The organism is Nocardia sp. NPDC051832, assembly GCF_040681285.1.
In the GTDB taxonomy this organism is placed as follows: domain Bacteria; phylum Actinomycetota; class Actinomycetes; order Mycobacteriales; family Mycobacteriaceae; genus Nocardia.
The window spans coordinates 305,812-325,364 of sequence record NZ_JBFAYL010000007.1; the positions used below are offsets into that span (position 1 = coordinate 305,812).

The 19,553-nt window shown below is 68.8% G+C and carries 14 protein-coding genes; 8 read left to right on the forward strand and 6 right to left on the reverse strand.

Features of this window, described 5'->3' with window-relative positions; all coding sequences use genetic code 11:
* The first annotated feature begins 66 nt into the window (after positions 1-66).
* The 3 genes from AB0M14_RS35620 (at position 67) to AB0M14_RS35630 (ending at position 3,776) form a co-directional block, all read left to right on the forward strand.
* The gene (locus AB0M14_RS35620) at positions 67-687 is read left to right on the forward strand and encodes a class I SAM-dependent methyltransferase (protein WP_365003812.1); all 621 of its coding nucleotides are present in this window, start codon (positions 67-69) and stop codon (positions 685-687) included.
* A 33-nt stretch (positions 688-720) separates the two neighbouring features.
* Positions 721-2,451, forward strand: coding sequence for a malto-oligosyltrehalose trehalohydrolase (gene treZ, locus AB0M14_RS35625; protein WP_365003815.1), 1,731 nt, complete (start codon positions 721-723; stop codon positions 2,449-2,451).
* A 74-nt stretch (positions 2,452-2,525) separates the two neighbouring features.
* Entirely contained in the window at positions 2,526-3,776 is a 1,251-nt protein-coding gene (locus AB0M14_RS35630; RefSeq protein ID WP_365003818.1) for a serine hydrolase domain-containing protein, read from the forward strand.
* Between the two features lie 80 nt (positions 3,777-3,856).
* Here the strand turns inward: AB0M14_RS35630 and ilvA are convergent, their stop codons facing one another.
* Together ilvA and AB0M14_RS35640 are read right to left on the reverse strand one after the other, a co-directional pair.
* On the reverse strand, positions 3,857-5,212 hold the full coding sequence (gene ilvA / locus AB0M14_RS35635) for a threonine ammonia-lyase IlvA (RefSeq protein ID WP_365003821.1): 1,356 nt from the start codon (positions 5,210-5,212) through the stop codon (positions 3,857-3,859).
* Positions 5,213-5,277: 65 nt separating this feature from the next.
* Positions 5,278-5,712, reverse strand: coding sequence for a nitroreductase family deazaflavin-dependent oxidoreductase (locus tag AB0M14_RS35640; protein WP_365003823.1), 435 nt, complete (start codon positions 5,710-5,712; stop codon positions 5,278-5,280).
* Between the two features lie 107 nt (positions 5,713-5,819).
* On the opposite strand from AB0M14_RS35640, the gene AB0M14_RS35645 reads away from it, so the two are divergent.
* Positions 5,820-6,059 (forward strand): hypothetical protein, encoded by a 240-nt coding sequence (locus AB0M14_RS35645; protein ID WP_365003826.1) that lies wholly within the window; start codon positions 5,820-5,822, stop codon positions 6,057-6,059.
* Positions 6,060-6,063: 4 nt separating this feature from the next.
* Here AB0M14_RS35645 and AB0M14_RS35650 read toward each other — a convergent pair whose 3' ends face one another.
* Positions 6,064-8,775, reverse strand: coding sequence for an AAA family ATPase (locus tag AB0M14_RS35650; protein WP_365003829.1), 2,712 nt, complete (start codon positions 8,773-8,775; stop codon positions 6,064-6,066).
* A 183-nt stretch (positions 8,776-8,958) separates the two neighbouring features.
* Here AB0M14_RS35650 and AB0M14_RS35655 point away from each other — a divergent pair, with 183 nt between their 5' ends.
* Positions 8,959-10,284 (forward strand): DUF2235 domain-containing protein, encoded by a 1,326-nt coding sequence (locus tag AB0M14_RS35655; protein WP_365003832.1) that lies wholly within the window; start codon positions 8,959-8,961, stop codon positions 10,282-10,284.
* Here the strand turns inward: AB0M14_RS35655 and treY are convergent.
* Genes treY through AB0M14_RS35670 form a run of 3 tightly spaced genes read right to left on the reverse strand, consistent with a single transcriptional unit; the run spans position 10,174 to position 15,720 of the window.
* The gene (treY, locus tag AB0M14_RS35660; RefSeq protein WP_365003835.1) at positions 10,174-12,588 is read right to left on the reverse strand and encodes a malto-oligosyltrehalose synthase; all 2,415 of its coding nucleotides are present in this window, start codon (positions 12,586-12,588) and stop codon (positions 10,174-10,176) included. The two genes, AB0M14_RS35655 and treY, sit on opposite strands and share 111 nt — an antisense overlap.
* A gap of 6 nt (positions 12,589-12,594) precedes the next feature.
* Positions 12,595-14,715, reverse strand: a complete 2,121-nt coding sequence (gene glgX, locus AB0M14_RS35665) for a glycogen debranching protein GlgX (protein WP_365003838.1) — start codon at positions 14,713-14,715, stop codon at positions 12,595-12,597.
* A 51-nt stretch (positions 14,716-14,766) separates the two neighbouring features.
* Positions 14,767-15,720, reverse strand: coding sequence for a helix-turn-helix domain-containing GNAT family N-acetyltransferase (locus tag AB0M14_RS35670; RefSeq protein ID WP_365003842.1), 954 nt, complete (start codon positions 15,718-15,720; stop codon positions 14,767-14,769).
* Between the two features lie 281 nt (positions 15,721-16,001).
* Between AB0M14_RS35670 and AB0M14_RS35675 the strand changes: the two genes are divergently transcribed.
* The 3 genes from AB0M14_RS35675 to bioD all read left to right on the forward strand — a co-directional run bounded on the left by AB0M14_RS35675 (position 16,002) and on the right by bioD (position 19,274).
* Entirely contained in the window at positions 16,002-17,279 is a 1,278-nt protein-coding gene (locus AB0M14_RS35675; RefSeq protein WP_365003845.1) for an adenosylmethionine--8-amino-7-oxononanoate transaminase, read from the forward strand.
* A 154-nt stretch (positions 17,280-17,433) separates the two neighbouring features.
* On the forward strand, positions 17,434-18,588 hold the full coding sequence (locus AB0M14_RS35680) for an 8-amino-7-oxononanoate synthase (RefSeq protein ID WP_365003848.1): 1,155 nt from the start codon (positions 17,434-17,436) through the stop codon (positions 18,586-18,588).
* Positions 18,585-19,274: a dethiobiotin synthase gene (gene bioD, locus AB0M14_RS35685; protein ID WP_365003851.1), complete on the forward strand. Its 690-nt coding sequence runs from the start codon at positions 18,585-18,587 to the stop codon at positions 19,272-19,274. Before AB0M14_RS35680 ends, bioD begins: the two co-directional genes overlap by 4 nt.
* The last annotated feature ends 279 nt before the right edge of the window (positions 19,275-19,553 follow it).

Sequence of the window (19,553 nt, forward strand, 5' to 3'; positions counted from 1 at the left end):
GCGATCATTTCGATCTCAGGGTTCTCCCCCTGGCACAGGTTCCGTCGCACCTGACACAGTGGGACCGTGGGAATTTACGGTGATCAGATTGTGCCGCGCCTCGTCGACGTCGCTTGCGGGATGGGCATCAACGATCCGCAGCGCAAGCGAGCCTGCGCGGGCCTGCACGGGCGAGTAGTGGAGATCGGCTTCGGGTCGGGCCTGAACGTGCCGTTCTATCCGGACACGGTCACCTCGATCAGTGCGGTCGAACCCGCCGATCTCGGCTGGAAGCTGGCGGGCAAGCGGCTGGCCCAGGCCACGGTGCCGATCGAGCGCGCCGGGCTGGACGGCCAAGCCCTGCCGTTCACCGACAACAGCTTCGACTCCGCGCTCTCCACCTGGACGTTGTGCACCATCCCCGACGTCATGACCGCCCTGGGCGAGGTCCGCCGGGTGCTGGCGCCGGGCGGCACCTTCCACTTCGTCGAGCACGGCCTCGCACCACATCCGAGCGTCCAGAAATGGCAGCACCGCCTGAACCCGATCCAAAAGGCCTGCGCCGGCGGCTGCCACCTGAACCGCGATATCCGCGCACTGATCGAGAGCGCGGGCTTCGAAATCCGCGAGCTCGATGAGTTCTATGGCGAAGGCCCCAAGCCCGTTGCCGCCCTGACCCTCGGGGTCGCGGTCGCTCCGGCCGCCTAGTTCCGTGCCGCGCCAGCGTGCGATGCTGTCGCGGTGACCGGTTTCGAGGTGTGGGCGCCCACGGCCGAACAGGTGCGGGTCCAGGTGGCGGGGGAGATCTACGCCATGGTCGAGCACCCGGGTGGTTGGTGGCGGGCTGGGGTAGCGGCCGCGCCCGGGGACCGATACGGCTATCTGCTCGATGACGACGAGACGGTGCTTCCGGACCCCCGGTCACCACGCCAGCCGGACGGCGTGCACGCGCCGTCGGCAGTGCACGCGCTCGATCCGGAGGGCTGGACCGATGCCGCGTGGACCGGGCGGCCGCTGGCGGGCTCGATCTTCTACGAGCTGCACCTCGGGACGTTCACACCCGAGGGCACCTTCGACGCCGCTGTCGAACGACTCGATCATTTGGTCGACCTCGGTGTCACCGTGGTCGAGCTGATGCCGGTCAACGCCTTCGACGGCACCCACAACTGGGGGTACGACGGCGTGCTCTGGTACGCCGTGCACGAACCCTACGGCGGCCCGGACGGCTTGCAGCGCTTTGTGAACGCCTGCCACGCAAGGGGATTGGCGGTAGCGCTCGACGTCGTCCACAACCACCTCGGCCCATCCGGCAACTACCTGCCCCGATTCGGTCCGTATCTGACCGAAGGCCGCAACACCTGGGGCCAGAGCCTGAACCTGGACGGACCGGGCTCGGATACGGTGCGCCGCTACATCATCGACAACGCGCTGCGCTGGTTCCGGGACTTCCACGTCGACGCACTCCGGCTCGACGCGGTGCACGCCCTCGCCGACCGCACCGCCACCCACCTGCTCGCCGAATTGGCCGACGAGACAGCAGCTCTCGCCGCCCACCTGCGCCGCCCACTCACGCTGATCGCCGAAAGCGACCTCAACGATCCCCGATTGATCACCCCGCGCGCGGCCGGCGGCTACGGACTCACCGGCCAGTGGAACGACGACCTGCACCACGCCATCCACACCGCGGTCTCCGGCGAAAGACAGGGCTACTATGCCGATTTCGGCTCGTTGGCAGCCCTCGCGCAGACCTACACGCACGGCTTCTTCCACGCCGGAACCTATTCCAGCTTCCGCGGCCGCACCCACGGCCGGCCGATCGACCGAAACCTGATCCCCGCCAGCGCCTTACTGGCCTACACCTGCACCCACGACCAGATCGGCAACCGTGCGCTCGGCGACCGCCCGAGCGCCTACCTCACCGACGGTCAGCTGGCCGTCAAGGCGGCGCTGGTGCTGTTCTCGCCGTACACCCCGATGCTGTTCATGGGCGAGGAGTGGGGCGCCCGAACCCCGTTCCAGTTCTTCACTTCCCACACCGACCCGGTGATCGCCGCGGCGACCGCGGCCGGTCGCAAAGCCGAATTCGCCGACCACGGCTGGTCCGCCGGCGAGGTGCCGGACCCGCAGGACCCGCAGACCTTCCTGCGCTCGAAACTCGACTGGAAGGAATCCGAGAACTCCCGGCTGCTGGCTTGCTATCGGGCGCTGATCAGCCTGCGCCGCACCCGCTCCGAGCTCAGTGACCCCCGGCTCGAGCCGGTCCGGGTCGAGTTCGACGAGTCCGCCCGCTGGCTCGTCGTGCACCGCGGTCCGCTGCGTCTGCTCTGCAATCTCTCGGCCGACCGGGCCGAAATCCCACTGACCGGCGCCGATCTGCTGTCCTGGGAACCCGCCGAACAACGTTCCGGACACACGATTCTCCCTGCGCACTCCTTCACCATCCACGAAACCGACCAGCTGGCACGTGCGTAAATCGTTATCGCTCAAGGCAATAACTGTCCGAGACGGACATTGCCGGGTGTGATCTCCGCCATTACCGTGGAGTAATGAGCAACGTGGCTTCGTCCGGGGACCTACTCGCACTCCCGGAGGGGGTGGGTGGAAGCGCGGCCGTCGAATTCGGACCGCTGGTCAAGGCCTTCGCCCGCACCTTCGGGCATCGGCGCGGCGCGGGCGCCGGACTGGTGGTGCGCCGCCACGGCGAGACCCTGGTCGACATCTCGACCGGTTCGGCCGCCGGGAAGCCCTGGACCGAGGACACCGGCGCGATCATCTTCTCCGCCACCAAAGGGATCGCGGCCACGGTCATCCACCGCCTGGCCGACCGCGGGCTCATCGATTACCACGCTCCCGTCGCGGAGTACTGGCCCGAATTCGCCGCTAACGGCAAGGGCGCCATCACCGTGGCGCAGGTGCTGACGCACAGCGCGGGGCTCTCCGGGATCAGCACTCTCGCCACCGAAGCCGCCGAGGTGCTCGACCACCAGCTGATGGAGCAGCGGCTCGCGGCGGCGAAACCCGATCACCTCCTGGGCTTTCCGGCCTATCACGCGCTCACCCTCGGCTGGCTGCTGGCCGGATTGGCCCGCGCCGTCACCGGGCAGAGCATGGCCACCCTGTTCCGCACCGAGGTCGCCGAACCGCTCGGCGCCGACGGCATCCACCTCGGCCACCCCCCGGCCGGGGCCCGCACCAGGTACGCGCCGCTGGCGGGCAATCAGCTGAAACTGCTGGGCAAGCCGCTGGGCGCGCTCATCCTGGGCCGCTCCTACGGCTTCCCCGGCGCGCCGGGCGCGGCGGCGCGGGCCCTGTTCATGCCCGGTATGGAAGGCATTCTGGAGGGTGAGTTCCCGCCGATCCTGGCCACCGAACTCGCGGCGGGCAACGGCGTATGCACCGCCTCCGGTCTGGCCACCCTCTACGGCGCGCTGGTCGAGGGCCGCACTCCCGATGGGCAGCAATACCTTTCGCCGCACACGGTCAAGTCGATCCGCCGGATCCGCAGCTACAAGTTCGACCGCACGCTGTTCTACCTGCCGATGATGTGGCACCTCGGGTACCACTCGCTGCCCACCGCGGGCGCCCGCGGCGGCTTCGGGCACATCGGTCTCGGCGGCTCGTTCGGCTGGGTGGAACCGCGCTCGGGCCTGTCGGTCGGCTTCGTGCACAACCGGCTGACCCTGCCGCAAATGGGCGTCGATCAGATGTCGGCCATGTGGTTGCTGCCCCTGACCATGAACTGCCTGCGTGGGAGCAGGAGTGTCGTCGTGCAGCCGCCCCGCGAGGCCGCCGCGTAAGGCCGGCCCCGACGAGCGATCTGCACAGCGATCGCTACGACCCGCCCGGTTCGAGTGGCAGCGGACCGGGCGGAAGTCGGTTACGTCAGATAGCGGTACGCGGGCGAGCCCGGCTCCAGCCGCTCACACTGGATCGGCGATTCCCGCATGCGCTCCAGCAGCGGCTCCAGCCCGTCCAGCGCACCGAGTTCGATGCCGACCAGCGCCGCCCCGGTTTCCCGGTTGTTGCGCTTGACGTACTCGAACATGGTGATGTCGTCGTCCGGGCCGAGCACCTCGTTCAGGAAACGCCGCAGCGCGCCCGGCTCCTGCGGGAAGTCCACCAGGAAGTAGTGCTTGAGGCCGCGATGCACCAGCGAGCGTTCGATGATCTCGCCGTAGCGGGACACGTCGTTGTTACCGCCGGACACCAGGCAGACCACCGTGGCACCCGGTGTCACCTCGACCTCGGCCAGCGCCGACACCGCCAGCGCACCGGCCGGCTCGGCGATGATGCCCTCGTTCTGATACAGCTCCAGCATGGCGGTGCAGATCGCACCCTCGTCGACCTGCATGACCCGGAAAGACCCCGCGCCACTGGGGGATTCGGTCGCCGTTAGTAGAGGTAAAGACGCGTGCGAACGGGCCCGCCCGCCGAAGCTGGCGGCCGCCGCGTACGGCAGTTCGCCGATGCGGCGCACCGCGGCCCCGTCGACGAACGGATCGATCTCCGGCAGCGTCACCGGCCCGCCCGCGACCAGGGCCGCGGTCATCGAGGCCGCGCCACCGGGCTCGGCGGCGAGAATCGCGGTGTGCGGCGCACGCTCGCGCAGATAGGTGCCGATACCGGCCAGGCAGCCGCCGCCGCCCACCGGCACCACGATCAAATCCGGTGCGACACCGAGCTGTTCGAGTACTTCGGCGGCGATGGTGCCCTGCCCCGCGGCGGTACGCGGGTCGTCGAAGGGCGGCACCATGGTCGCGCCGGTGCGCGCCACATCGTCGGCGGCCGCGGCGGCCGCGGCGTCGTAGGTCTCGCCGATCGCGATCAGCTCCACGAACTCGCCGCCGTGCACCCGGATTCGGTCGCGCTTCTGCTTGGGCGTGGTGGTCGGCACGTAGATCCGGCCCCGGATCCCCATCGCCTTGCACGCGAAGGCCACACCCTGCGCGTGGTTGCCGGCGCTGGCCGCGACCACGCCGGCGGCGCGTTCCTCGGCGGTGAGCTGGACGATCAGGTTGTAGGCGCCGCGCAGTTTGTAGGAGCGCACCGCGGTCAGGTCTTCCCGCTTGAGGTAGACCTGCGCGCCGGAAAGGGCCGATAACCGGGGGCTGAACTGCAGCGGAGTCGGCTCGATAATGTCGGAAATTCGCTTGGCGGCCGCGTCGATCTCGTCCGCGCTGAGCGCAGGACGGGTATTGGACAGATCGTCGATCACATCAAGCGGATTGGACACCCGAAATATGCTGCCACCCGCCGCATCGGGCAGACGCGGCGGGTGGGGGAGAACCGGTTATGGGGTTACTGCGGCGTAAGCACGAAAACCGGAATCTCGCGGGTGGTCTTCGTCTGATAGTTGGCGTACTCGGGCCAGACCTGCACGGCCCGCTCCCACCACTGCGCCTTCTCGTCGCCGGTGACCTCACGGGCGGTGTAGTCCTTGGTGGTGGTGCCGTCCCGCAGTTCGACCTGCGGGTTGGCCTTGATGTTGAAGTACCAGACCGGATGCTTGGGCGCGCCGCCCAGCGAGGCGACCACGGCGTACTCGCCGTCGTGCTCGACCCGCATCAGCGGGGTCTTGCGCAGCAGGCCGGTCTTGGCGCCTTTGCTGGTCAGCAGGACGACTGGCTTGCCCTGCAGGATCGTGCCCTCGGTGCCGCCGGAGTTCTCATACGTTTCGGCCTGCTCACGGGCCCAATCGGAGGTGCTCGGTGCGTATTCTCCTGTTAGTGGCATACCCGGGGCAACGCCTGCGGGACCGCTCGTGTTCCCGGAGTTGTCGGGTTCCCCACAGAGCCGAATGTTCGGTGGACCGAACTTCGTCATCCGTATATCCTGACGACATGCAGACGGTCTACCCCCACACGGTCGATATCGCGGGTTCCGCGTGGCCGGTGTTCAAGCTCGAGGCGCTCGCCGCGGGCTTGGTGGCCGGTCTCGTCCTGGCCCTGGTGATCGGTTCGTCGCAGGTCGCGGTGCTGGTCGGCGCGGCTGTCGCCGCCGGCCGCTGGGCGCTCGGCTACGCCGGAACCCGGCGTTCGAACCCGGGCCGCCGCGCCGATCGGGTCCTCGCCGCACACTGAGCGGTCACTCCAGCGGCAACGCCGTCAGTTCACCCCGCGACACCACCCCGAGCTTCGGGTACGCCTTGTACAGGTGATGGCCCACCGTGCGCGGACTCAGAAACAACTGCGCCGCGATATCCCGGTTCGACATGCCCTGTGCCGCGAGCCGGACGATCTGCAACTCCTGCGGCGTGAGCGCGGCCAGCACGCCGGCGGCCGGCCGGGCCGCGGCGCCGACGCCGAGCGCGGCGAGTTCGGTGCGGGCACGGTCCGCCCACGGGGCGGCGTCGAGCCGATCGAAGGTCTCCAGGGCCAGCTGTAATTGGTTGCGCGCGTCGATCTTTCGTCGGACGCGCCGCAGCCACTCGCCGTAGAGCAACTGCGTGCGAGCCTGCTCGAACGGTCGCCCGCCCAACTCCAGCGCGGCCTGAAAGTGCTGCTCGACCTCGGTCTCCGGCCCGATCAACGCCCGGCAGCGCTGCGTCAGCGCGCCCACCCAGGGCTGAGCGGATCGGCCGGCCCAGCTCGCGAGGCGCGCCAGCGCTTCCTCGGCTCGCTCCGTATTGCCCAGGCGCACAGCGGCTTCGATCAGATCCGGCAGGGTGCGCAACCCGATCACATGATGCGCGGCGGGTTCCTCCGCGAGGAGTTCGAAACGCGCCAGTGCGCTGTCGACCTTGCCCTGTCCGAGCTCCAGCAGCCCGAGCGCCGCATGCGCCCAGGTGGCTCCGGGTGCGTCGGCGCCGCCGAGGCCCGGGGCCAAGGCTTGGTCGATCAGGTCCCGGCAGTCCTGGTCCCGGCCTTCCAGCGCCGCCAGATAGCCCAGGCACGCCGACTGCTGACTGACCCAGTGCGGCTGCCCGATATCCGCGGCGATGCGCAACCCCTCGGTCGCGGCCAGGCGCGCCTCGGTCGGACGGCCCAGGTAGGTCTCGGCTTCGGCGCGGAAGAACAGCAGGGTGGGCAGCAGGGCGAGGCGTCCCTGCTCGCGGCATTCGCCGATCAGGTCGCCGGCCAGTTCGGTGACCTGGTCATCCTGTCCCACCACCAATCCCGCGCCACACATCTGCACCAGATCGCGCGGGCCGTCCGCGCCGGTGCGCCGGGCGGCGGCCGCGGCCAGGCGCAGATCGACGGTGTACCGGCCTTCGATCGCGGCCACGGTGTAGCGGGTGACGTGTGCCAGCGGTTCGGTATCGGGCAGCGCCAGGGTGGTCAAGTGGGCGGCGACCTCCGCGAGTTCCGCCGCGCCGAGGTACCAGGCCGCGTGCACCGCTTGGGCGAGCATGCGGGCCGCGCGCGCCGGATCCCGGCCGGCCACCGCCTCCGCGCCCGCGATCAGTCGATGATGTGCCGAAAGTGGTTTGCCCGCACCGAATTCCGCAGTCGCGCGGACCAGGTCCAGCCGGGCTCGCAGCAGCGGTGTCCGGTCGTCCGGCGCACTTCGATCGGGCCCGAGCAGCGCGGCCGCGCGTTCGGCCAGGTCGCCCGCGCGCGCCAACTGCCCGGCCTCGCCGGCGGTTTCGGCGGCGGCCACCAGCCTGCGGATCCGCGCGGCCGGGTCGGTGCTCAATCCGGCGGCGCGCTCGTAGGCGGCGACGGCGCCGGAGAAGCCGCTGCGGCGCCGGGCCCGCTCGGCGCTGTCTTCCAGTGCGGCCGCGGTGTTTTCGTCGGGTCCGGTGGCGGCGGAGGCCAGATGCCAGGCGCGCAGATCGGCGTCCTCGGGGCCGGTGAGCGCTTCGGCCAGCGCGGCATGCGCGGCGAGGCGTTGCGCGAGCGGCGTGCCCTGATAGATCGCCGAGCGCAGCAGCGGGTGCCGGAATCCCAGCACCTGGCCGTCGCTGTGCACCAGCCCGGCGTCCTGCGCCGGTTGCAGGTCGGCCAGCCGCACGCCGAGGGCGGTCGCGGCCCGCAGCACTGTCGCGAGGTCGGCGGTGCCCGCCGCGGCCGCCGCCACCAGCAACGTGCGGGTCGCGGCGGACAGCCGGCTGACCTGCCCGTGGAAGGCGAACTGCAGGCGCTGGGTCAACGGCAGCGGATTCGGTCCCGAACCCGGCGCTTCGGTGGCCAGCACGGCGGGCAACTCCAGCAGGGCCAGCGGGTTTCCGCAGGCCTCGGTGAGCAGCCGGTAGCGCACGGCGGGGGAGAGGTCCGGGGCCTGGCTGTCGACCAACGCCGCGGCCGCGTCCTGACGCAGACCGGTCAGCGTCAGCTCCGGCAAGCCCGGCGCCGGGAAGTCGTGTTCGCCGGCACGGGTCGCGAAGACGACGGCCACGCCCTCGGCTTCGAGCCGTCGTGCGACGAAGATCAGCGTTTCCGCGGAGGCCCGGTCCAGCCAGTGCGCGTCGTCGATCAGGCACAGCAGCGGCCCGTCGGTGGACTCCTCGGCCAGCAGCGACAGCACCGCGAGGCCGACCAGCATGCGGTCGGCGGGTTCGCCGTCGCCCAGGCCGAACGCGGCGTGCAAGGCGGTGCGCTGCCGCGCGGGCAGGGTGTCGGTCAGGGCCAGACCCGGTCGCAGCAGCAGGTGCAGCGCCGCGAACGGCAACTCCGCCTCGGACTCGATGCCGGCGCTGCGCACCGCCGGAATACCTTGGGCGGCAGCGTAATCCAGCAACGCGGTCTTGCCAATGCCGGGTTCGCCGCGCAGGATCAGCGCCCCGCTGCGCCCGTCGCGCGCCCCGGCGAGCAGCCGATCGATCTCCGCTTGTTCGGCTTCGCGTCCATGGAGCATGTGCATACGGTATCCGTGGCCCGAGTCGCTACCGCGCGGCGTGTCCTACTCGATCAATATTCGGAAATCCCTGGCCCGGCCGGGACTTTTTCGGTATGCCATTAACGAACGCTGCGCCGCTTCCGATGATTCGGGTAGTCCGGTACGCAGGTTTCGACGGGGATCAGAGGGGACGATTTACCTATGAAACGCCTGGTGGTGTGCTGTGACGGCACCTGGAAAGCCGAGAACAGCGATACGGTCTCGAATATCATCAAAATCGCGCAGACGGTCCGGCCGCACGCGCCCGGGCCGGATGGCGAGCCGGTCCGTCAGCACGTCATTTATGTCTCCGGACCCGGCGCACGGGGATTCACCGCCGACCGGTTGTTCGGCGGCGCGTTCGGGCTCGGTCTGGAAGCCAATCTGTCGGCCGCGTACTGGCAGGTCGCGATCAACTGGGAGCCGGGCGACGAGATCTTCGTGTTCGGCTTCAGTCGCGGCGCCTATACCGCCCGCAGCCTGATCGGGCTGATCGATCGGATCGGGATCATGACCCCCGAGTCGATGATCGGCGGCTTCTACCCGCAAGCCTTCAAAATGTATCGACGGCGCGGCAAGAGCCGGCTGCTGCCGTGGCGCAAACCCCCGGCCGAGACGGACTGGGAGAAACTCCGCGCCGACCACAGTTATCCGCGCTTCGACATCGATTTCGTCGGCGTCTTCGACACCGTCGGCGCGCTCGGCGTGCCCGGGCTGACCGCGTGGCGGCACCGCTTCCACAACACGGACCTGTCCGAGCGGGTGCTGTGCGCCCGCCAGGCCCTGGCCATCGACGAGCGGCGGCGCAATTTCGAACCCTGCCTGTGGCAGGTGCCGGTCGAACTGGAGCGCAAGTACCGCCGCATCAAGCGCCGCGGCAACGACCGCGTCAAGCAGGTGTGGTTCGAGGGCGTGCACAGCGATATCGGCGGCGGATACGCCGAATGCGGGCTGTCCGACATCACGTTGCGCTGGATGGTCGGCGAGGCCGAAGCCGAGGGCCTGGCCTTCGACCGGGAACGCCTCGACAACCTGCACGAAGGGTGCGCGGGCAAGGCCGAGCACCTGAAGCGGCACAACTCGCTCGGCCCGGCCTATCTGGTGCTGAACGCGCTGCGCACCCTGCGCGGCGCGATCAGCGGGCTCGGACCCCGCGGGCCGATCCCGCCCCGGTTCTACTGGAACTCCTGGCGCCGGCTGCGCGTCAACAACGACCACGGTGTCCTGATCGCCTCGACGGTCGACGAGACCTCCGGGTACGAGCCCTACAACCTGCGGCAGTGGCAGGACGACCTCGGCGGCGCGATCCCGGCGGAACTGATCGAAAAGGTTCCGGCGCTCGACGCGACCACGGTCACGCCGGACGCCTGCGGGCTGTCAGGAACGTACGAGGAGAGCGACGGGCAACCGGGCGAACATCTTTTCCAGCCGGGTCCGGCCGGTGAAGGTGTGACCGGTGAGCCGGTCGGTCCAGGTGCCCTGCGGTAGCTCCAGAGTCGTGTCGGCCCAGCCGCTTTCGGCCAGGCCGACCGAATGCCGGGTGGCCGCGACCAGGACCTCCGCGGCCTCACCCACTCGTCCGCGGGTGTAGGCCACCAGCCGGCGCGCCTGCTCACCGGTGGCGAACAGCGGCTGATAGGTGCCGCTGACGAAGCAGTCCGGCCGTTCCCGGCGCAGCCACAACGCATAGGCGACGATCCACATCTTCGCCGCGCCGCTGGGATCCAATGCCGGTGTGCCGGTGAGCGATTGCAGCATGCCGGTGCGAGCCGAGAAATCCACCGGCCGCCGATTGTCCGGATCGACGAGCGAGTCCTCCCACAGCTCGCAGCCCTGGTAGAGGTCCGGGATGCCGGGGCCGCACAGCTGAAGCAGTTTCTGCGCCAGCGAATCCGACCAGGCGTGCGGGGCCAGATCGTGGGTCAGGTCGCTGAGTTCGGCGCCGACCGGACCGTCGATGACCGCGTCGATCCAGCCGTGCACGGCCGCCTCGAACTCGGCATCCGGGTCCTCCCAGCAGGATCGGGTGCCCGCCTCGCGAACGGCCTTCTCCGCGAACAGATGCAGTCGCTCGCGCAGGCCCGGCACCGAGGAGGCCGGGCGGCCGTCGGCGGGCCACACCCCGAACATGTTCTGTAGCACGAACAACGCGGTCGAGCCGTCCGGTGCAGGGGCCATCTCCAGCCAGGAGTCGACCGCACGGGACCAGATGCTCGCGACCTGGGACAGCACCCCGATCCGGGCCCGCACGTCCTCGCCGCGCTTGGTGTCGTGCGTGGACAGGGTGGTCATGGTGGCCGGCCAGCGCTGCGCCCGGTCGATATTGGCCAAATGAAACTCGTTGAGCGAGTGGCCGAATCGGGCCGGGTTGCCGCCCACCTCCTGGAGCGATACCAGCCGGGCGGCCCGGTAGAACATGGTGTCCTCGACGGCCTTGGCCGTCATCGCGCCGCACACCTGACCGAAACGCACCGCCGCCTCGCCGTCGGTGGCCAGCGCCGCCACCAGCACCGAAAGCGGCGCGGTGAGTTCGGCATTGCGCCGCTCCACCTCGGCGATGATCGCGCCGGTCATGCCCGCCAGCGGCGTGTACTCCACCCGATACACCGGCATGAAGGCCAGCACCTCGATGGTGGCGTTGGTCAAGGACAACGTGTCGGAATCCGGTACGCCCGCATCGCGTTTGATCGCCTCGACCAGCCGGCGGATCTCCGGCGCCAGAATCGTCTCCGCCACCGCGCGTTTGATGCGGTGCTCGGTCTCGCCGAACCAGGCGCGATCGCTGCCGTGGCCCGCGACGCGGCGGGAGAGTTCGGTCAGCGCCTGCTCGCCCGCCGGATCGATGAGCACGCCGCCGAGGCCGGCCAGCGCGTCATAGCCCGTCGTGCCGTCGACCGGCAGCGTCGGATCCAACGGCTCCCGGTTGGCCAGGATCTTCTCCACCAGCAGCAGCCGGTGCGGGCCGATCAGCTGGCGCAGTTTCGCCAGATACGAACTGGGATAGGCCAACCCGTCCGGATGGTCGACCCGCACGCCGTCGATCAGGTCGTGATCGCACCACGCGGCCAGCTCCCGGTGCGTGGCCTCGAAGACCTCCGAGTCCTCCTGGCGCAGCGCGGCCAGGCTGCTGATCGCGAAGAACCGGCGGTAGGTGCACAGCCCGGACTTCCAGCTCACCAGTCGGTAATGCTGTTTGTCGTGGATCCGCAGCGCGTTGTCGCCGTCGGTGTCCGGGGCGATCGGGAAACGCAGGTCATGCAGGGCCAGCATGGGTTCCGGGCCGGAACGATCAACCGTGAGCTTGGCCGGATCGTTCTCGCTCTGCAGCACCGGCAGCGCCAGCCGCCCGCCCGCGCCGTTGGCGGCGCTCCAGTCGATGTCGAAGAAATGCGCGAACTTCGACTCGCGGCCGTTGCGCAGGACGTTCCACCACCACGGGTTCTGCCGTGGATCCGCGACGCCGACGTGGTTGGGCACCAGATCCACGATCAAACCCATCCCGCGGCTGCGCACTTCGTCGGCCAGCGCTTTGAACCCGGGCGGGCCGCCCAGGGCCGCCGAGACGGTGGTGGGGTCGGTGACGTCGTAGCCGTGCGTCGAGCCGTGCGCCGCGGTCAGGATCGGTGACAGGTACAGGTGCGAAATACCCAGCTGCTGCAGGTATTCCGCGATGGCGCGGGCGTCGGCGAAGGTCAGCGCGTCCGGCCGTAACTGCAGCCGGTAGGTACTGCGGACCGGAGTCGGACGGGCCCGGATGCGGGGCCGCTTCAGCGGATCGGTGTCGTGAGTCATAGGCGGTTACTCGGAACAGCGGAGGACGAGCAGACAGCGGGCAGGAACAGCGAGCGTGGCGGCCGCCGGATAGGTGGCCTCGGCGAATCCGCCGGGTATCGAACAATCCAGTGCGACAGACCATTCGGCACCGTAGTCGGCGCCGGGGATGACGAAGTCGACAGCGTGGTCGTGGGCATTGAAGCACAGCAGGAACGAGTCGTCGGTAACGCGTTCCCCGCGCGGGCCCGGCTCCGGGATGCCGTGGCCGTCGAGATACACCGCCAGGGCCCGGCCGAACCCGCTGTCCCAGTCCGCGTCGGTCATCTCCACGCCGGTCGGGGTGAGCCAGGCGATGTCGCGGACATCACCCGCGTGCCGGACCGGGCGGCCCGCCAGGAAGCGGCGGCGCCGGAAGATCGGATGCTGGGTCCGCAGGGCGATCACCCGTTGCGTGAAGGCCAGCAGATCCGAATTCGTCCGCGCCAGTGACCAGTCCATCCAGGACAGTTCCGAGTCCTGGCAGTAGGCGTTGTTGTTGCCGTGCTGGGTGCGGCCCATTTCGTCGCCGTGTGCCAGCATCGGCGTGCCCTGGCTCAGCACCAGCGTGGCGAGCAGGTTGCGAGACTGCTTGGCGCGCAGGTCGAGAATCTCCGGGTCGTCGGTCGGGCCCTCGACCCCGCAGTTCCAGGACCGGTTGTGGTTTTCGCCGTCCCGGTTGTCCTCGCCGTTGGCGGCGTTGTGTTTCTCGTTGTAGGACACCAGGTCTCGCAGCGTGAAGCCGTCGTGCGCGGTGATGAAGTTGATGCTGGCGCTCGGGCGGCGGCCGGTCGCCTCGTACAGGTCCGAGGAGCCGGTCAGCCGGGAAGCGAACTCGCCCAGCGTCGCTGGTTCGCCGCGCCAGTAGTCGCGGACGGTGTCGCGGTACTTGCCGTTCCATTCGGTCCACTGCCCCGGGAAGTTGCCGACCTGGTAGCCGCCCTCGCCGACATCCCACGGTTCGGCGATGAGCTTCACCTGACTGACCACCGGATCCTGTTGCACCAGATCGAAGAACGTCGACAAGCGGTCGACGTCGTGTAGCTCGCGGGCGAGCGTCGCGGCCAGGTCGAAGCGGAACCCGTCGACGTGCATGTCCAGCACCCAGTAGCGCAGCGAATCCATGATCAGCTGCAGGGTGTGCGGATGCCGCACGTTGAGGCTGTTGCCGGTTCCGGTGTAGTCGACGTAGTGCGCCGGATTCTTCTCGTCCAGGCGGTAATACGCGGCGTTGTCGATGCCGCGGAAACCGAGGGTCGGCCCGAAGTGGTTGCCCTCGGCGGTGTGGTTGTAGACCACGTCGAGGATCACCTCGATGCCCTCGGCGTGCAACGCGCGCACCATCGCCTTGAATTCGGTGACCGCCGCGCCGGCACGCGAGCTGGCCGCATACTCGTTGTGCGGCGCGAGGTACCCGAAGCTGTTGTAGCCCCAGTAGTTTCGCAGGCCCTGGTCGAGCAGAACGCGGTCGTGCAGGAACTGGTGCACCGGCATCAGCTCGATCGCGGTGACTCCCAGCGCTTTCAGGTGCGCCACGATCGCCGGATGCGCGATACCGGCATAGCTGCCGCGTAGTTCCTCCGGGATTTCCGGATGCGTCATCGTCATACCCTTGACGTGCGCCTCGTAGATCACCGTCTCGTGGTACGGCCGATTCGGCGGACGGTCGGCGCCCCAGTCGAAGAACGGGTTGATCACCACGCCGGTCATGGTGTGTCCCAGCGAATCCTGGCCGAAGGTGTACAGCGCGGGATCGTTGCCGAAAACGCCGTCGAACGCCTTGCCGTACGGGTCGAGCAGCAATTTACTGGGGTCGCAACGCAATCCGCGTTCCGGATCGTACGGCCCGTGTACTCGGAATCCGTACCGCTGACCGGGACCGATGGTCGGCAGATAGGCGTGCCAGACATAAGTATCGACCTCGTCGAGCGCCACCCGCGTCTCGCTGCCGTCCTTGGCGATCAAACACAGGTCGACCGCGTCCGCCACTTCGGAGAACACCGAGAAATTGGTGCCCGCTCCGTCGTAGGTGGCGCCGAGCGGGTACGCGGTGCCCGGCCAGACACCGAGCGGTGTCACCTCACCGGGCGCTGCGTCGGGCTGTGGCATGTCATCGACCCTAGCGGCAGGGTTGGGGCTTGTTGTGCGGGGTGGTTGCAGTCACTCGAGGCGCAGCGATCGATGCCAGGTCTGGCCCACCAGATCGTGGCCGAAGCTGTGGTGCGGAGCCGACTCGACCAGTTCGAATCCGGCGCGCTGATAGATGTGGCGGGCGGCGACGAGCACATCGTTGGTCCACAACACCATGTCGACGTACCCGGCCGCCGCGGCGAAGCGCAGGCATTCCCCTACCAGCGCCTTGCCCACTCCCAGCCCACGGGCCGATGGCTCGACCAACAGCAACCGCAGCCGTGCGGTGGTCGCGCTGTCGGCGACGCAGAACACCGCACCCACCGGCGTCCCACCGGCCTCGGCGATCCACGCCCGTTCCCGGCTGTCGTCATGGGATCCCAGAAAATCCGCGACGATCTTCGTCACCAGCGCCTCATAGCTCGCATCCCAGCCGTACTCGGCGGCGTACAACGCGGCATTGCGCTGAATCACCCACCCGTAATCACCCGCTTTCGGCGCCCGGATCGTCACCGGCGGACTGTCGACCGGCGCCTCGGGCCGCGCCAAGATCTGCTGGATGGTCGCCATCGCCCGGATCAACTTCGCCCGCTCGGCGGGCGGATGCGGCTCGAGTAACCGCCGCACATCCACCCCGGAACGCTGATTCAGCACCGCGAACTCCGCCCGCCCCTGATCCGTCAGCCGCACCTCCTGCCGCCGCCCGTCACTGCTGGACCGGCTGCTCTCGATCAAGCCCCGATTCTTGAACCGGGTCAGAATCCGGCTCAAATACCCGGGGTCCAGCCCCAGTCCCTTCCGTAGCCGGATCGCCTCAGTAGACCCGGAAGTGGCCAGCTCGAACAGAATCCGCGCCTCGGTCAACGAGTACTGGGTATCGACCAGCCCTTCCCGCAGCACTCCGATCACCTCGGTGTAGCGGCGGTTGAACGCGCGGACGGCAGCGATTTCGGCGGCGGAAGCTCCGGTGGCTACAGCGGTCATGGCGGCTCCAATGGTCGGCCGAGATCTTTGACTCAGTCAAAGAATAATGCCGATTGCCGCCGCGGCGGTGCCGAATCGACCGGATCGGTATGGAACCGGCCGCGGCCTCGGCGGTCGGCGAACGTGCCGCGGCGGCACTCGATTTCGCATTGCCGCGAGTCGGTATCGCGTTCGCCTGATCCTCAGGCCCGCTGCGTATCCGCAGAGCTCGGATGGTAACTTGAACGGCGTTCAAGCCGTCTCGGCGAGGCCGGGCGGGTCACTGCACCGCGAGGATTCCTGTGGCACTGACACCTGATGAGATCACCGCCATCGACGCCAAACATGTCTGGCATCCCTACGGCGGGTTCCCCGCGACGACCGAGCCTTTGGTGGTCGCGAGTGCATCCGGCACTCGGCTCACCCTGGCCGACGGCCGGGAGCTCGTCGACGGCATGAGCTCCTGGTGGGCTGCCGTGCACGGTTACCGGCATCCGGTGCTCGACGCGGCGCTCATCGAACAGTCGCAGCGGATGAGTCACGTGATGTTCGGCGGGCTTACGCACGAACCGGCGGCGCGACTGTCGGAACTACTCGTCGAACTCGCACCGGCCGGCCTGGACAAGGTGTTCCTCTGCGATTCGGGTTCTGTCTCGGTCGAGGTCGCGGTGAAGATGTGCCTCCAGTATTGGCGCGCGCTCGGCAAGCCCGGCAAGCGCCGCCTGCTCACTTGGCGCGGCGGCTACCACGGCGACACCTTCAGCCCGATGAGCGTGTGCGACCCCGACGGCGGGATGCATTCCCTCTGGACCGATGTCCTGGTGGAACAGGTCTTCGTACCCATGCCGCCCGTCGACTACCAGCCCGCCTACGTCGCCGAACTGGAGCGCGCGTTCGCCGAGCACGCCGGCGAACTCGCCGCCGTCATCGTCGAACCGGTGGTGCAGGGCGCCGGCGGCATGCGCTGGCACGACCCCCGCTACCTCACCGACCTGCGCCGTCTCTGCGACGCCCACGGCATTCTGCTGATCTTCGACGAGATCGCCACCGGCTTCGGCCGCACCGGCGAATTCTTCGCCGCCGACCACGTCGGCGTCAGCCCCGACGTCATGTGCGTCGGCAAAGCCATCACCGGCGGCTACCTCACCCTCGCCGCCGCCCTGTGCACCGCCCATATCGCCGAAACCATCAGCGCCGGCCACGGCGGCCTCATGCACGGCCCCACCTTCATGGGCAACCCCCTCGCCTGCGCCGTCGCCATCGCCTCCATCGAACTTCTCCTGCAACGAGATTGGCGTGCCGACGTCCGCCGCATCGAATCCGCGCTCCGCACCGGCCTGGCCCCCGCCGCCTCCCTCCCCGGCGTCCGCGAAGTCCGAGTTCTCGGCGCCATCGGCGTCATCGAACTGCACAACCCCGTCGACATGCGCTCCGCCACCACGGCCGCCGTAACCTCCGGAGCCTGGCTCCGCCCCTTCCGCAACAACATCTACGCCATGCCCCCCTTCATCAGCACTACCGAAGACATCGCCACCGTCACCAACGCCATGCTCGCTGCGGTCTCGGCCCAACCGGCCTAGCGAGTCCAGGGCGACCCTGGAGAACCGCAATCGCACTCGATCGAGCATCGGGAGTGCTGGCCGCATCGATCGAGCGCGGCCGCCGTGAGTTCCGATGGGCGGGGGCAAATTGGGGGATACCGACCTGAACGGTGTTCAAGTAAGGTGCGTACCTGTGGCTACCGATCCTTTGAGTTGGCTGGACGAGCGTGCTGAGGCGCGAGTTGGTGCGGGGTTGCGGCGGGGGTTGCGGCCTCGGGCGGCGGAATCGGCCTCGATCGACTTGGCTTCCAACGACTATTTGGGGTTGGTGCGGCGGCCCGAGGTGATCGCGGGGGCGGTCGAGTCGGTGCGCCGGTGGGGGACCGGGTCGACCGGGTCTCGGTTGGTTACGGGGACTACCGCTGAGCACGAGCAGCTCGAAGCGGAGTTGGCCGAGTTCGTGGGGGCTGAGGCCGGGCTTGCTTTTTCTTCTGGATACACCGCGAACCTCGGGGTTGTGACGGCGCTGGCGGGGCGAGGTGCGCTGGTCGTTTCCGACGCGGGTAGTCATGCCTCGCTGGTGGATGCCTGCCGGCTGTCGCGGGCTCGGGTCGAGATCGCCGAGCACTGTGACGTGGACGCGGTCGATCGGTTGCTGGCTGGTCGGAGTGAGGAGCGGGCGCTCGTACTCACCGACTCGGTGTTCAGTGCCGATGGGGATTTGGCGCCGCTGGCTGAATTGCATCGGGTCACTCGGGCGAACGGTGCGGTTCTGATTGTCGACGAAGCGCATGGGATCGGCGTGCGGGGTGACGGTGGGCGTGGACTGGTGCAAGAGGTCGGCCTGGCGGGGGAACCCGACTTGGTTGTGACAGCAACGTTGTCCAAAGCGTTTGCCGCGCAAGGTGGGGTGGTGTTGTCCAGTGAGCGGGTGCGGGCGCATCTGATCGATGCGGCACGGACCTTCATCTTCGACACGGGGCTTGCACCCGCCGCGGTAGGTGCGGCGCGGGCGGCATTGGGTCTGCTGCGCAGCGAGCCGGAGATGGCGGCTCGGGTGTTGGAGCGGGCGGCCGATATCGCGCGGATCGCCGGTGTGCCCGCGCCGCCGTCGGCGGTGGTGTCGGTGGTGCTCGGCAAGGCGCAGGTCGCGTTCGACGCGGCGCAGGCCTGCCGGGCGCGGGGGCTCGACGTCGGATGTTTCCGTCCGCCTTCGGTTCCCGAGGGCACCTCGCGGCTGCGGCTCACCGCGCGCGCCAATCTCACCGCGGCCGAGCTCGACACCATTGCCACCGTTCTCGGTGCGGTGCTGGCCGACGCCCGCGGCTTGCAGGCGGTGTCGGCGTGACTGTTCTGCTCGTCACCGGCACGTCGACGGATGTCGGTAAGACCGTCGTGACCGCGGCCCTCGCGGCTACCGCGACAGCGGCAGGTCTGTCGGTCGCTGTCTGCAAACCCGCGCAAACCGGTGTCGCGCCTGGTGAACCCGGAGATCTGGCCGAGGTCGAGCGGCTCAGCGGCGTGACCAGGTCGGTCGAGCTCGCCCGGTATCCCGAGCCGCTCGCGCCGGATACCGCCGCCCGTCGCTGTGGCCAGCCGCTGCTGACGCTGGCGGAAACGGTTTCCGCCGTCGAAGCGCTCGGCGACGCCGACCTCACGCTGGTCGAGGGCGCCGGCGGACTGCTCGTTCGGGTCGGTGAGTTCACTTTGCTCGAGCTGGCCCGCGCGCTCGACGCGCCGGTGCTGCTGGTGGCGGCGGCCGGGCTCGGCACGCTGAATCACAGCGAGCTGACCACTCGGATGCTGGCGTCCGCGGGGGTTTCCTGCGCGGGGTTGGTCATCGGGTCGTGGCCGGAGGAGCCGGATCTGGCTGCCGAATGCAATCGGACCGATCTACCGCGGCTGACCGGAGTCGATCTCGTGGGTTCGGTGCCGGCGGGAGCGGGCAAATGGGACAGGGAGCGTTTCAGTTCGGCGGCGCCGGGCTGGTTCCAACCGGGCTTCGTCGACCGGGCGTTCGCCGCCGGGCGCTGAAACAGGTCCCCTGACCAGCGGATTTGACTTCGCGTCCACCGGCACGTAACTTTTATCGAGTCAGAGCGACACGGACACCGACCCGGAGCCTAACGGCCTGGGAAACGAGGTAGTACGAGGAGCGCCTGGCTGATCACACTAGCTCGACTGAGACCCCGGGATTTTGTTCTGGGTGCTTGGCTGGGCTAAGCTGTTTAAGTTGCCTCATTGAAACCCCCGAGAGATCGAGTGGCGGATGTGTGTGCGTGTGTTCTTTGAGAACTCAATAGTGTGTCGATG